Origin of the sequence: Streptomyces sp. enrichment culture (assembly GCF_964272895.1) — a bacterium.
GTDB lineage: Bacteria > Actinomycetota > Actinomycetes > Streptomycetales > Streptomycetaceae > Streptomyces.
This window is the reverse complement of the sequence record NZ_OZ186832.1, coordinates 6,446,399-6,459,557: the sequence shown is the minus strand read 5'-3', so window position 1 is coordinate 6,459,557 and position 13,159 is coordinate 6,446,399. Positions and strand designations below refer to the sequence as shown.

General features: G+C 73.5%; 12 protein-coding genes and 1 riboswitch. Of the genes, 4 read left to right on the top strand and 8 right to left on the bottom strand.

The genetic code is table 11. The annotated features are described in order from the left end of the window. Nucleotides 1-133: 133 nt before the first annotated feature. Entirely contained in the window at nucleotides 134-592 is a 459-nt protein-coding gene (locus ACSU6M_RS28840; RefSeq protein ID WP_437073552.1) for a pyridoxamine 5'-phosphate oxidase family protein, read from the top strand. Here the strand turns inward: ACSU6M_RS28840 and ACSU6M_RS28835 are convergent. Next, nucleotides 589-2,010 carry a cellulase family glycosylhydrolase gene (locus ACSU6M_RS28835; RefSeq protein ID WP_437073551.1) on the bottom strand — a complete coding sequence of 474 codons (1,422 nt, stop codon included), beginning with the start codon at nucleotides 2,008-2,010 and terminating at the stop codon, nucleotides 589-591. The genes ACSU6M_RS28840 and ACSU6M_RS28835 overlap by 4 nt on opposite strands. A 101-nt stretch (nucleotides 2,011-2,111) precedes the next feature. Continuing rightward, nucleotides 2,112-3,305, bottom strand: coding sequence for an MBL fold metallo-hydrolase (locus ACSU6M_RS28830; protein ID WP_437073550.1), 1,194 nt, complete (start codon nucleotides 3,303-3,305; stop codon nucleotides 2,112-2,114). A 577-nt stretch (nucleotides 3,306-3,882) separates the two neighbouring features. On the opposite strand from ACSU6M_RS28830, the gene ACSU6M_RS28825 reads away from it, so the two are divergent. Both ACSU6M_RS28825 and ACSU6M_RS28820 read left to right on the top strand, forming a co-directional pair. Continuing rightward, complete coding sequence (locus ACSU6M_RS28825; protein ID WP_437073548.1) at nucleotides 3,883-5,061, top strand: Glu/Leu/Phe/Val dehydrogenase dimerization domain-containing protein; 1,179 nt, start codon at nucleotides 3,883-3,885, stop codon at nucleotides 5,059-5,061. 72 nt (nucleotides 5,062-5,133) lie between these two features. Beyond that, the gene (locus ACSU6M_RS28820; RefSeq protein ID WP_437073546.1) at nucleotides 5,134-5,754 is read left to right on the top strand and encodes a TetR family transcriptional regulator C-terminal domain-containing protein; all 621 of its coding nucleotides are present in this window, start codon (nucleotides 5,134-5,136) and stop codon (nucleotides 5,752-5,754) included. Between the two features lie 6 nt (nucleotides 5,755-5,760). Here the strand turns inward: ACSU6M_RS28820 and ACSU6M_RS28815 are convergent, their stop codons facing one another. The 4 genes from ACSU6M_RS28815 to ACSU6M_RS28800 form a co-directional block, all read right to left on the bottom strand. Continuing rightward, nucleotides 5,761-6,501 carry an SIMPL domain-containing protein gene (locus ACSU6M_RS28815; RefSeq protein WP_437073545.1) on the bottom strand — a complete coding sequence of 247 codons (741 nt, stop codon included), beginning with the start codon at nucleotides 6,499-6,501 and terminating at the stop codon, nucleotides 5,761-5,763. 198 nt (nucleotides 6,502-6,699) lie between these two features. After that, nucleotides 6,700-7,485, bottom strand: coding sequence for an SGNH/GDSL hydrolase family protein (locus tag ACSU6M_RS28810; protein WP_437073543.1), 786 nt, complete (start codon nucleotides 7,483-7,485; stop codon nucleotides 6,700-6,702). Nucleotides 7,486-7,731: 246 nt separating this feature from the next. Continuing rightward, nucleotides 7,732-8,679 carry a M23 family metallopeptidase gene (locus ACSU6M_RS28805; RefSeq protein WP_437073541.1) on the bottom strand — a complete coding sequence of 316 codons (948 nt, stop codon included), beginning with the start codon at nucleotides 8,677-8,679 and terminating at the stop codon, nucleotides 7,732-7,734. Nucleotides 8,680-8,683: 4 nt separating this feature from the next. Further along, nucleotides 8,684-8,841, bottom strand: a riboswitch (cyclic di-AMP (ydaO/yuaA leader). A 307-nt stretch (nucleotides 8,842-9,148) separates the two neighbouring features. After that, nucleotides 9,149-11,221 carry an alpha-galactosidase gene (locus ACSU6M_RS28800; protein ID WP_437073540.1) on the bottom strand — a complete coding sequence of 691 codons (2,073 nt, stop codon included), beginning with the start codon at nucleotides 11,219-11,221 and terminating at the stop codon, nucleotides 9,149-9,151. A gap of 337 nt (nucleotides 11,222-11,558) precedes the next feature. On the opposite strand from ACSU6M_RS28800, the gene ACSU6M_RS28795 reads away from it, so the two are divergent. After that, nucleotides 11,559-12,356: a tyrosine-protein phosphatase gene (locus ACSU6M_RS28795; RefSeq protein ID WP_437073539.1), complete on the top strand. Its 798-nt coding sequence runs from the start codon at nucleotides 11,559-11,561 to the stop codon at nucleotides 12,354-12,356. A 35-nt stretch (nucleotides 12,357-12,391) separates the two neighbouring features. Here ACSU6M_RS28795 and ACSU6M_RS28790 read toward each other — a convergent pair whose 3' ends face one another. After that, on the bottom strand, nucleotides 12,392-12,511 hold the full coding sequence (locus tag ACSU6M_RS28790) for a DUF6126 family protein (RefSeq protein ID WP_437073538.1): 120 nt from the start codon (nucleotides 12,509-12,511) through the stop codon (nucleotides 12,392-12,394). Continuing rightward, nucleotides 12,508-13,137, bottom strand: a complete 630-nt coding sequence (locus ACSU6M_RS28785; protein WP_437073537.1) for a helix-turn-helix domain-containing protein — start codon at nucleotides 13,135-13,137, stop codon at nucleotides 12,508-12,510. The genes ACSU6M_RS28790 and ACSU6M_RS28785 overlap by 4 nt, the downstream gene beginning before the upstream one ends. Between the last annotated feature and the right edge of the window lie 22 nt (nucleotides 13,138-13,159).

The following is a 13,159-nucleotide window of genomic DNA, read 5'->3' as shown; positions in this document are numbered from 1 at the left end:
TACCGCGCCCCGGTCGGGCCGGACGTCGTACCGCGCGGTCCTGCGCCGAACTCACCGACCCAGGCGCCGGGGAGCCCGGAGTTGACGGAGCCGGACCCGGAATGCCCTGTGGCGGCAGGGAGTTGACGTCGGCATGACCAAGGGACCCGAACCTCGCATCCTGTCCGACGACGCCCTCTCCGACCTGCTGGCCGGTCAGAGCTTCGGCACGCTCGCCACCACCAAGCGCAGCGGCCACCCCCATCTGACGACCATGGTCTACAGCTGGGACCCCGACGCCCGGATCGCCCGGTTCTCCACCACGGCGGACCGCGTCAAGGTCCAGCATCTGCGCCGCGATCCACGTGCGGCGCTGCATGTGCCGGGCGGCGACGTGTGGTCGTTCGCCGTGGTGGAGGGCGAGGCGGAGGTCTCCGAGCCCACCGTCGCCCCGGGGGACGCGGTGGGCCGGGAACTGCTCGCCATGCTCCCTGAGGACTTCCGCCCCGCCGACGAGGACGCCTTTCTGCGGCAGCAGGTCGACGAACGCCGTGTGGTGATCCGGCTGAAGGCACAGCGCCTGTACGGCACGGCGGTCGACGTCGGCGCCTAGCGCGGCGTGACCACCACCGTCACCTCGCCGCCCGGCCGGGCGTGGACGCGGGCCGTCGACGAGCGGCCGGACGGCAGGTCGGGCGTCGGTGTGGCCGCCGGACCGGTGACCGAGACCCGCCAGCCGCCCGTCCGGGCCGGTACGCGGATCTCCGTGACGCCGTGCCCGGCGCGGTAGTCCAGCCGGTAGGCACCGGTGTCGAAGCTGTGGCTCTCGGAGGTCACCGTGCCGGCGACGGCCGGGGCGTAGGGGGCGGCGGTGCGGTCCTTGTGGGGCCGCAGGACACCCGTGGCGTCCAGGGCGCAGTAGCCGCCTCCGTAGCACCAGACGTAGCCCGCCCAGCCGGAGCTGTAGCGGTTCAGGGAGGTGAGCGCGTCGCGGTAGAACAGGCCCATGTTGGGGAGCCCGTTGTTGAGCGGACCCCACTCGCCCACGATCACCGGGACGCGGTGGCGCCGCGGATACTCGGTGACGGCGGCCTCGTAGGACTCGATCCAGCCCGCCGAGGGGTCGTAGTCGGCGCCCGCCTCCATCGCCGTGTTGTAGAAGTGCGGGGCGTACACCGCCTTGGGGTCGTCGATCCGCCCGAGCGCTGTCGGCACGCCCTCGCCGACGATCGGGGTGGGCTCGAAGAAGATCCAGGAGTCCCGGTCGACCGAACGGACCGCGTCCGCCAGCCGGTTGTACATGGGCGTGATCTGCTGGGCCTCGATCCGGGCGGCGGCCGTCGGCAGGTCCTCGCCCGGGCGCAGTTCGCCCATGGGCTCGTTGATCAGGTCGTAGCCGAACAAGGCGGGGTGGTGCGCGAAACGGCCGGCCAGCACCCGCCACATGGCGGCCTGGGCGCGGCGCAGGTCCTCGTCCTCGTAGAGGTGGGTGAACGCCCGCTGCACGGCGGGCTCGAAGTACTCGGAGAACCAGTCCTCGGGGTGCGGGGTGAACGGCAGTCCGTCCGTCCTGGTGGCCCACGCGGGGATACCACGGTGGCCGAACGCGGGCCCGAACACGTCCTGGTGGGCGTCGATCAGCACCTGGACGCGGTACTTGTGCGCCCAGTCCAGGATCCGCTCGATCCTGCGCAGATAGTCCTCGCTGTAGCGGCCGCGCTCGGGCTCCAGATCGTCCCAGAACACCAGCAGCCGCGCGAAGTTGAAGCCGTCGCGGTGCAGGTCCCTGAAGTGCCGCTCGGTGATCGCCGAGAGCGCCTGGTCGCCCCGGTGGACCTTGTCCTCGACGTTCCAGCCGCGCAGGGTGAGCACCCGGCCGCGGTCGTCGGTGAGCCGGGGTATGTCCGGTGCGGCCGGCGCGCCCGCCACCTCCCTGGTCTCCCCGGCGCCGGACACGGCCCCCGCCTGGGCGGCGGTCCCGGCTCCCAGCAGGGCACAGCAGACGAGCGCGGCGAACAGTCGTCGGTACACGGGTGGACCTCCGGCACGGTCGGAATCGACTGGTGCCGGAGATCTCATCAGCAGAACTGACGGTCCATCAAGAGGTGCGACATCCCTCGCCGTGAGTCCCCTCACGCGGGATCGAGATCACCCTCCCTCACCTCCGCGGCGGCCGCCCCGGCGAGGGCGTGCCGCGGCTCCCGCCACGGCCGGGCGAGGGGCGCGGACACCGCGCGCCACCACGGCTCGGCGGGCAGCTTGCCGCCCGGCTCGAAGGGCTCGCCGGGCCGGGGGACGGCGACGGCCTGGCCGGCCTCCTCGGCGGCGTCCTTGATCCATTCGCCGGGCTCGGCCCAGGGGTGCGGGGCGAGGTTGAACGTCCCCCAGTGGATCGGCAGCAGGACGCCCGCGGCGGCGCCGCCCTGGAGGTCGAGGTGGGCACGCAGGGCCTCGGCCGGGGTCATGTGGATGTCCGGCCAGAAATCGCTGTAGGCGCCGAGCTGGATCATGGTCGCGTCGAACGGGCCGTGCGCGGCGCCGATGTCCTTGAAGCCCTCGAAGTAGCCGGTGTCCCCGCTGTGGTAGACGCGGTGCTCCTCCCCGGCGACCACCCAGGACGCCCAGAGCGTGTGCTGGGTGTTGCGCAGCCCGCGGCCGCAGAAGTGGCGGGCCGGGGTGGCGGTCAGGGTGAGCCCGCCGACCCGTGTCTCCTCGTGCCAGTCCAGTTCGCGCAGCCGGTCGGCGGACACGCCCCAGTGCTCCAGGTGCGCGCCGACGCCGAGCGGGACGGCGAAGACGGTGTCGGTGCCGGCCAGTGCCTTGATCGTGGGCAGGTCCAGATGGTCGTAGTGGTCGTGGGAGATCACCACGACGTCGACCGGGCCGAGCGCGGCCAGCGGCAGCGGCACGGGGTGCAGCCGCTTGGGCCCGGCGAAGGCGAACGGGGAGCAGCGCTCGCCCCACACCGGGTCGAAGAGCACCCGCGCACCCTCGATCTCGGCGAGGACGCTGGAGTGCCCCATCCAGGTCAGGCGCAGCCCGGTGGCGGGCGGCCGGGCGATGTCGGCCAGGGTGGTGCCGTGAACCGGGATCCGGGCGCGCGGCGCCCTGCGCACGCGGGCTTCCTTGTCGAAGTAGAGCCTCGCGAAGTCGACGGGCGAGCCCGAGGGCCGGGTACGGGAAGGGCCGCCCGGGTTCTGGAAGACCCCGTCCTTGAAGTGGGGCGATCTGCGGATCCGGGCCATGCGCTCACCGCTGGGCTCCGCGCCGAATGCCTCGGGCTGCAGCGCGCCGAGCCCGGCGCTCAGCTGACGGAATCCGGCCACGGTACCTCCAGGGTGGAGTCGGTGAGGCTTTCCATTATGGTCCGCCCCACTGACAACGCCGGATCGCAGCCGTGACAGCGGGCGACCGGCCCGCACCACCGCCGTACGCCGCCGAGCGCCGGCCCGCACCACCGCCGTATGACCCCCGCGCGACCGGCCCCGCGACCGGCCCCTGTGACCGGCCGTGTGTCCGGCCCGCGCGGCCACCGCACGCCGGCCCGCGCCACCGCCGTACGACCGCCCGTGTGACCAGCGCGCACGACCACCGCACGACCGCCGTAGGACCACCCGCGTGACCGGCCCGCTCGACCACCACACGACCGCCCGCCCGACCGCCGTACGACCACAGCCCGGCCACCCGCCCGACCACCCGGCCCCCGGCACGCGCCCACCGCCCCCGCCCCGCCCCCGCCGACCCCCGTCACCCCAGCGATCCCCAGCAATCCCCCCACCGCGTTGACAGCCCCGAGCCGCCTTCCGATACTGACCGACTGTTCAGTCACCCCACCCCGATGGTGCCCAGCCCGTGCCCCACGCCACGACCCCCGCGCACCAGGCGCCCCTCCCAGGAGCCCCCATGACCACTCCCCTGCTGTCCCTCACCTGGACCGACCACGTCACCGGCCGGCGGGGCTACCTGGTCGTCGACCGCCTGGTGCGCGGCGTCTGCAGCGGCGGGCTGCGGATGCGGGCGGGCTGCAGCCTGGAGGAGGTCACCGGGCTGGCGCGGGGCATGACCATGAAGGAGGCCCTGCACTACGACCCGCACAGCCGCTACGTCCCCCTCGGCGGCGCCAAGGGCGGCATCGACTGCGATCCGCGGGACCCGGAGGCGTACGGAGTGCTGGTGCGCTATCTGCGCGCCATGCGGCCGTACATCGAGCAGTGCTGGACCACCGGCGAGGACCTCGGTGTGACCCAGGACCTGGTGGACCGGGCGGCCGCCGAGGCGGGGCTGGTGTCCACGGTCCAGGCCGTGTATCCGCTGCTGGACGACGCGGCGGCCGCCCGCGCCCGGCTCGCCGCCGCGTTCGCGATCGAGGTGGACGGCATCGGCCTGGACGAGCTGGTCGGCGGCTGCGGGGTCGCCGAGGCCGCGCTCGCCGCGCTGGACCGGGACGGTGTGCCGTACGCGGGCGCCCGGGTCGCCGTGCAGGGCCTGGGCACCATGGGCGGCGCGACGGCCCGCTTCCTGGCCCGCGCGGGCCTGACCGTCGTGGCGGTCGCCGACGCGCGCGGCACGATCGCCAACCCGGACGGCCTCGACGTCGAGGCGCTGCTCGCGGCGCGCGACGCCCACGGCGTGGTGGACCGTGCGGCCCTGCGCGCCGACGACCGCCGGCTGCCCGTGGACGCCTGCCTGTCGGCGGACGCGGACATCCTGGTCCCGGCGGCCGTGTCGTACGCCGTCGACGCCGGCAACCAGCATCGCGTGCGGGCCCGTCTGATCGTCGAGGCGGCCAACATGCCGGTGGTGCCCGAGGCGGAGACGCTGCTGGCCGCGCGCGGGGTGACGGTGCTGCCGGACGTGGTGGTCAACTCCGGTACGAACGCCTGGTGGTGGTGGACGCTCTTCGGTGACGTGGGCGCCGACGCGGACGAGGCGTTCGCGTATGTACGCCGCTCGATGCGGGCCCTGGTCGACCGGATGCTGACGCGCGCGCGGGCCGACGGCACGACGCCGAGGGCCGCTGCGCACGCGCTCGCGGAGGAACGGCTGCCGGTGATCGCCGAGCGTTTCGGGCGGTTCCGGTGACCCGTGGTGGGGCGCCGGGGGGCTCCCGCAGGCGCCCCCTCCGGCCAGGGGCCGCTGTGTAGGGTGAGCCGCGTGGCGAGAGTGCGGTTGAGCGTTCAGGAGCGGCGCGAGGAGTTGCTGCGGGCCGCCGTCGAGCAGATCGAGGCACGGGGCGTGGCGGCGGTGCGGATCTCCGACGTGGCCTCGGCGCTGGGGGTGAGCAACGCCCTGGTGCTCTACCACTTCTCGACCAAGGAGAAGCTGGTCGCCGCCGCGTTCACGCACGCCGCCGCGGGCGATCTGGCCCGGCTGCGCCAACTGCTCGGCCGCCGTACGACCGCGCTGCGGCGGCTGCGGGCGGCCGTGCGCTGGTACGCCCCCACCGGCCAGGCCAAGGGCTGGCGGCTGTGGATCGAGGGCTGGGCGGCCGCCCTGCGCGAGCCGGCGCTGCGGGAGGTCACCCGTGACCTCGACCGGCAGTGGAAGGCCGCCCTCGCCGAGGTCATCGCCGAGGGCGTGGCCGCCGGTGAGTTCCGCTGCCCCGACCCCGCCGCCACCGCCCTGCGCCTGACCGCCCTGCTGGACGGCCTGGCGATCCAGCTGACCTCCTACCCCGGCGCGGTGCCCCGGGCCCGGGCCGCCGAGTGGGTGGACGAGGCCCTGGCGCGCGAACTGGGGCTGGAGCAGGGGGCGTTGTCCGGGCCGGGGCGCTGAGGGCGGTCAGTACAGTTCGTACACCGCGGTGACGGTCGCCGTCGCCCTGATCTCGCCCGGCGCGACCGGGACGCCCGCCCCTCCGCCTCCGGGGGCGTCGGCCGCGGGCGGTACGGGGGCGGGGGAGCCGGTGGGGCCCTCGGTGAGGGAGACCAGCCGGCCCAGGTGATGGCCCGAGAGGCGGGCGTACTGCTCGGCCTTGGCGTGCGCGTCCCGGTGGGCGGCCTCGCGGGCCCGGGCGCGCAGCGGGCCGGGGTCGGCCACGTCGAAGGTGACGGAGTGGATGCGGCCCGCCGTGCCGGTGGCGTCGGTCAGGGCCTGCAGGACCGCTCCCGTACGGTCCACCTCGCGCACCTTGAGCGAGAAGGTCTGCGTGGCCTGGTAGCCCTTCAGCTGGGAGGTGCCGTCGGGGTACGCGTAGACCGGGTTCAGGGACACGCTCTCGGTACGGATGTCCCGGTCGGCGACGCCCTGCTCGCGGGCGGCCCGCAGCAGCGCGGCGGCCGCCTTGTTCTGCGCGTCCAGGGCCTTCTGGGGCGTCTTGGCGACCGCCTCGACCCCGGCTGTGACGACCGCGAGGTCGGGTTCCGCCGTGGCGCTTCCCTCACCGGTGACCGTGACCGTCGCCGGGCGCGGGGCCTCGGCGGTGGCGACGCCGGGCGGCCTGGGCAGGGCGGCGGCCTCGGGGGCGGCGGCGAGAGCGAGAAGGGTGACCGCGAGAGCGGCGGTGGTGCGCGCGAGTGGCATGGGTGCCGGTCCTTCCGGGTGCGCAGGATGGTCGCGGACATCCCAGCACCGGGCGGCCGTCGGGCGCGGGCACCACTCCCGCGCGGTCACCTCTCCGGGTGGTTCACGCCGGAACGCGCCGTCGGGGCGCGGGCGGTGTGCCGTCGCCGGGCTGCCGCCGGTCGACCGGACCCGCGCCCCACGGGAGGGCGTCGCCGCTCAGGCCACCGCCTCGATGCGCATCTTGATCTCGTCCGGCTTCAGCATGCCCTTGGCCGTGACGTGGTCCCCCGAGGACTCCCCCCGCAGCCGGCGGCCGATCCACGGCACGAGGTACTCGCGGGCCCAGTGGACGTCGTCGCGGCGGATCTCCAGGGTGCCGCGGGCCGGCAGCGGCGGCCAGGGCTGCTCGGGGTCGGCGGGCACCTCCAGGCCGAGGACCTGTCCGGCGCGCAGCGCCACGCGGGTGTGGCCCTCGGGCGAGAGGTGGAGGCGGTCGTCGTCCCAGGCGCGCCGGTCCTGGACGGACTTCAGGGACCACAGGTCGAGCACCGGGCAGCCGTACCGGTCGGCGACGGCCCGGACATGGCCGTTGTACGTGGCGATCTTGCCGCGCAGGTGCTTGAGGAGCGGGACGCCGCGGGTGTCGAACCCGGTCGTCACCATCACGGTGCCGGCCGCCTCGGTGAGCGCGGCGACCGCCCGCTCGAAGCGCTCGGCGACCTCGTCGGGGTCGGTGCCGGGCCGGAGGATGTCGTTGCCGCCCGCGCAGAAGGTCACCAGATCCGGGGCGAGTTCCACGGCCCGCGGCAGCTGGTCCGCCACGATCTGGTCGAGCAGCTTCCCGCGGACGGCGAGGTTGGTGTACTCGAAGTCGCCCTCGGGCCGCCGGTCGGCGAGCAGTACCGCGAACCGGTCGGCCCAGCCGACGAACGCCCCGTCGGGGCCGGGGTCGCCCACGCCCTCGGTGAAGCTGTCCCCCACCGCCACGTACGACCCGATCACTGATCTGCTGTCATTCTTCGAATCGTCTGCCACATCGACCCATGATTCACCTTCGAATGTGACCTACGCGACCGTAGGCAAGGGTTGACGGGCGGTGAGATAAGCCACTCCCCAAGTCTTGGGCAAGTCCGGAATACTCCCCCGCCCGGTCCTGTTGGGGTGCGGCCGCAACCGAGGCGGCCCCGTCGGCACGCCGAAGGCCGGACCCTGGGCAGGGTCCGGCCTTCGGCGGTACGGCGGCGGGCGTCAGCGGACGGAGACGCCGTGCGAACGGAGGTAGGCCACGGGGTCCACGTCGGAGCCGTAGTCCGGGGTGGTGCGGATCTCGAAGTGCAGGTGCGGGCCGGTGGAGTTGCCGGTCGAGCCGGACAGGCCGACCTGCTGACCCGCCGTCACCGTCTGGCCGGACGACACCGACAGGGAGGAGAGGTGGGCGTACTGGGCGTAGTGGCCGTCGGCCAGCTGGATGACGACCTGGTTGCCGTACGCGCCGGCCCAGCCCGCCGAGACGACGGTGCCCTGGCCCACGGCCTTCAGCGGGGTGCCGGACGGGACGACGAAGTCGACGCCGGTGTGGTAGCCGCTGGACCACATGCTGCCCGCCACGCGGTAGGCGGTGCCCACGCCGGCCGAGACCGGGGCGGTGAAGCCGCTCGCCGGGGCGGCGTCGGCCTGGGCGGCCGAGGAGCCGGACGAGGACGACTGCGCGGAGCTGTCCGCGGCGGGGGCCGACGACTGGGTGGTCCCGGCGGAGCGGGTGGACGACTTGGACGCGCCCGAGGACTTCTGGGACTCGGAGGACTGCGCCGCCGCCTTCTTGCCGAGCGTCAGCTTCAGGCCCGGATGGATCAGCGAGGGGTCCTCACCGACGACCTCGCGGTTGTCCTCGTAGAGCTTCTTCCAGCCGCCGCTGACCTTCTGCTCCTCGGCGATCTTCGAGAGATAGTCGCCGGCCTTCACGGAATAGACGCGCGGAGCCGCGGCCTTTTCGGCGGCCTTGGTGTTCACGGCGGTCTGCTGGACCGTGGCGGCCGACTGGACGGCCGCCTGCGGAACGGACTGTCCGGTCGCGGCGTTCGCGCCGGTGGCCCCCAGAAGGGGCAGGGCGAGTGCGGCGCCACCGGTACCGGCGGCGGCGATGGAACGGGTCAGGCGCTGGGCCTTGGGACGGCGGTGCTTACCCTTCGCGGGCATGGCGAATTCCTCTCCGGCGCCTGCGAGGTGAGCTGTCGGGTGCGGACTGGAGATGTCCGGCCGCGCCGGGGCGCGGCTTTACCCCAAGCCGTTCCGGAGACCGGAACAGGCGGTAGTACCTGTGGGTCCCCCGCTCCTGCCGTACACGGGTGGGTTTGCGCGGGCTCCGGTCGGCGGCAGGATTAGGCGTCCGTCCGGATCGGTGGCGAACGTAAGCGACCAAGACGCAAAGGGACAAGCAAGAGGTTCCGCCCGAAGGGTTCTTTCTTGATCCTTGAGGGGAATTCCCGGTCACCCTCCGTGCATTACGGTCCCGGCTCTTTCCGCAAATTCCCTTGAAAAGCACATTGATTACGTGAGCATGACGGGCGACGCACGGTCACGGATATGACGCTCCTCACGTGACTCCGCTCCAGGTTCCTTCCGTGCGGGGCGAGTTGGATTTCCGGCGCCATTTCGGACAGAAGGCTCAGATGCGGCGCAGGCGGAGAACTGCCGCATCGAGATCGCCCCGCAGCCCGAGGCGCAGACCGTGATGCACCAGAACCGCACCTCTGTGCACTTCGCCCGTTTCAAGGCATTCATACGCTGCTGCCGGGTCGAGACCCTTGAGCCGGAGCGCCGGAACCGGTTCGCCGTGGCGCTGCGACCGCAGCCAGGCGAGGACGACCGCCTCGTCCCCCTTCACGTACTCAACGGCGCTCAGCCCGTCGCCGGGCGGCCGCAGCCGGTACAGGTCGCCGCGCTGCACCAGGGGACGGATCTCCTTGTAGAGAGCCACCCATCCGGCCGCCTCGGCCAGCTCCTCCTCGCTCCAGCGCATGAGGTCGCCGCCGACCCCGAGGACCCCGGCCATGGCACTGACGAAGCGGAAGCGCAGCGAGCTGACCCGGCCGTTGAGCTGGGTGTTGGGGCTGTCGGTGACCCAGGCGGCCATCACGCGTGCGGGGTGCAGCTGACTGAAGCCGTGCTGGATGGCGAGCCGGTCCAGGGGGTCGGTGTTGTCGGAGGTCCACACCTGGTCGGTGCGGGCCAGTACGCCGAGGTCGATCCGGCCGCCGCCGCCCGAGCAGGACTCGAAGGCGACGCCGGGGTGTGCCGCCCGCAGCCGGTCCAACAGGGCGTACAGCGCGCGCACATGGTCCACCCACAGCCGCTGCGGGTAGGGCTCGCCCGGCCAGCCGGCGTCGGTGAAGCAACGGTTGAAGTCCCACTTCACATAGTCGATCGGGGCGCTGGACAGCAGGGCGTCGAGCTGCCCCCACAGATACTCCTGGACATCCTCGCGCGCGAGGTTGAGCACCAGCTGATTGCGGTATTCCGTACGCTTTCGCCCCTTCTGGTACTGCACCCAGTCCGGGTGCGCCCGGTAGAGGTCGCTGTCCGGGTTGACCATCTCGGGCTCCACCCAGATACCGAAGCGCATGCCGAGCGAGTGGACCTCGTCCGCGAGCGGCCTGAGGCCGGCCGGGAAGCGGTCGGGGTTGGGGGTCCAGTCGCCGAGTCCGGCCCGGTCGCCGGTGCGGGCACCGAACCAGCCGTCGTCGACCACGAACAGCTCGACGCCGATCCGCGCGGCCCGCCGCGCCAGCGCCCGCTGCTGCTCCTCGGAGATGTCGAAGCCGGTCGCCTCCCAGGAGTTGAACAGCACCGGCCGGTCCCGCTCGGCCCCGGGGATCACGTACCGGCGCTGATACGTGTGCCAGGCGCGGCTGGCACCGCCGTGGCCCTGCGCGCTCCACAGGCCCGCGAAGACGGGCGTGGTGAAGGACTCCCCCGGCTCCAGGAGCAGCAGGCCGGAGTCGTCGTACCCGGCGCCGCCGGTGATCTGCACGCGCGCGTCGGGCAGCTGGGCGACCGCGATGCGCCAGGAGCCCGACCAGCCGAGCGCGCAGCTGTAGACCTCGCCGCGGTCCTCGGTGGCGTCGGTGTCCAGGGCCACCCAGGGCAGGTGCTGGTGCCCGGTGTGACCGCGGCGGCTGCCGATGACCTTCTCTCCGTAGGTCAGGGGCGTCCGGGTCAGCCGGGACTCGGCGGCCCAGCGGCCGTGCAGCTGGGACAGGCGCCAGCCCTCGCGCTCGGGCAGCGTCCAGGTCGCGGAGTCGGCGCGCAGCAGCTCGACGGCCGCCGGGCCCTCGTTGCGCAGGGTGACCATGCGCTCGACGACGTCGTCGCGCATCCGGTGGTGCAGGGTGACCGTCAGCCCGCCGTCCCGGAAGCGCAGGCGCAGTCCGTCCGCGTCCGCCTCGTGCCCCTCGAAGATCCACTGCGTGCCGCGCCGCTCCTCGGTGCGCACCGACAGGGCGGGCCGCACGAAGCGGGGGCCGCCCTCGACCGGGTACTCCTCGCGACCGTCCAGCTCGGACTCGAAGGGCCAGGCGTCCGGGAGCGGGCGGGCGGCGAGCGCCTCGGCGTCGGCCAGGGCGATGCGGGGGCCCCAGTGCAGATGCAGCAGTTCGCCGCGTGCGGTCAGATGCAGGGCGTAGCTGCTGCTCGGACCCGACAGCAGCCAGGTGCGTCCGTCCTCGGCGGTCTCCAGCATCGCCACCACTCCCCCAGATTCCGACAGCTCCGCTCAGGTCCCAACATCATCGAGCGTCCTCGCCGGGCGCCGCAATGCCTGTGGACAACTCCCGGACGGCGTTCGGCCGCCGTGCGCGCGGCGTTCGCGGGACATGCGCCGGGCGTACGCCGGACCTGTGCGCGACGCCCGCGCGACGCACGACGGCGTCCGCGGGCGGCGCCCGTGGCAGACGTCCACGGCAGGTGTCCGTGGACGCTCTGTGGACAACTCGTTGCCCCAGGAAGCCATGTCGTATGGTCGTGGACGTGCCCGCCGGCCGAGCCGCGCCGGCGGGGCCCGACCGGAGGGAGCCCCCGTGACGCAGCAGGTCCCGTCGACCGAGCCGGAACTGGCCGGAGTGCGCAATTTCCGTGACGTGGGCGGGCTGCCGACGGTCGACGGACGACGGGTGCGGCACGGTGTGCTGTTCCGCAGCGGCCATCTGGCGCACGCGACCGCCGAGGACGCCGCGTTCCTCGCCTCCCTGGGCCTGCACACGATCTTCGACTTCCGCAACGCGGCGGACCAGAAGCTGGAGGGCCCGGACGTCGAGCTGCCGGGTGTGCGCAACGTCAATCTGCCGCTGAGCGATCCGGCCGACGGCGCCGAGTTCTGGAAGATGGTCCGCGACGGCGACCTGGAGCAGCTGCGCTCCGTCCTGGCGGACGGCAAGGCGGCGAACCGGATGATCGCCTCGTACCGCATGATCATCAAGGAGCGGACCGCCGAGCACTCACGGGTGCTGCACGCGCTCGCCGAGGACAGTGTCCCCGCGCTGATGCACTGCGCGGCCGGCAAGGACCGCGCGGGGCTGTCCATAGCCGTGACGCTGCTGGCGCTCGGCGTGGAGCGGGAGGCGATCGTCGCCGACTACCTGGAGTCCAACGCCAAGCACCGCCGCTACAAGGTGCGGCGGGGCGGCGACTCCGCCTCCGCCTACTCGCCGGAGGTCATGGAGCTGCTCAGCCCCCTGTTCGACGCCCGTGCCGAGTACCTCCAGGCGGCGATGGACACCATCGAGGAGACGTGGGGCGGCGTGGACCCCTATCTGGAGCGCGGCCTCGGCGTCACGCCCGAGACGCGCGAGCGGCTGCGGGAGCGCCTGCTGGACTGAGGGCCGGCCCGCCCCGGCAGCTCGGCCCGCGCCGCCTACTTGGCGCCCACCTCGAACAGCAGATACAGGAACCCGGCGAAGACATGCCCTGCCGCGATGTAGATCAGCAGCCGGACCCAGAGCGTGCGGGGGAACCTCTGCTCGATGTCGCTCATGGTCTGTCTCCCGTCGAGTCGGACCCCAGGCACAACGCGGCCGTGGGGCTCTGCAGCAAGGTGTGGACGAAGAGGAGATCGACGCCGCCCTCGTCCTCGGCGGCGATGCGGTGCGGGGTCAGCGAGTCGAAGTGCGCGCTGTCACCGGGGCCGAGCCGGTGCGTGGTGTCGCCCAGGCGCAGCCGCAGCCGCCCCTTCAGCACGTGCAGCCACTCCTCACCGGGGTGCACCCGCACGATGTCGCCCTGCGCGCCGAGCGGCACATGCACCCGCAGGGCCTGCATCCCGCGGCCCGGCGACCCGGCCTGCCAGTACGTCCAGCCGCCCGCACGGGTCGGCTCCATGTCGGCGGCGCGCACCACGGCGTCCCGGTCGGCGACCGTCTCGCCGAGCAGTTCCGAGACCGTCGTACCGTAGACACGGGCCAGCGCGAGCAGCATCGGCAGCGAGGGCTGGCGCTGCCCGGTCTCCAGCCGGGACAGATGCGCGGGGGAGAGCCCGGCGGCCCGCGCCGCGGCCTCCAGGGTGAGGGAGGCCCGGCGGCGCAGGGCCCGCAGCTGGGGCGCGACGGCGGGCAGGTGGGTGACCGGCCCGTCCGAGGCGGGCTCGGACGCGGGAGAGCTCATGCCCTCCATTCAGCCCGACCCT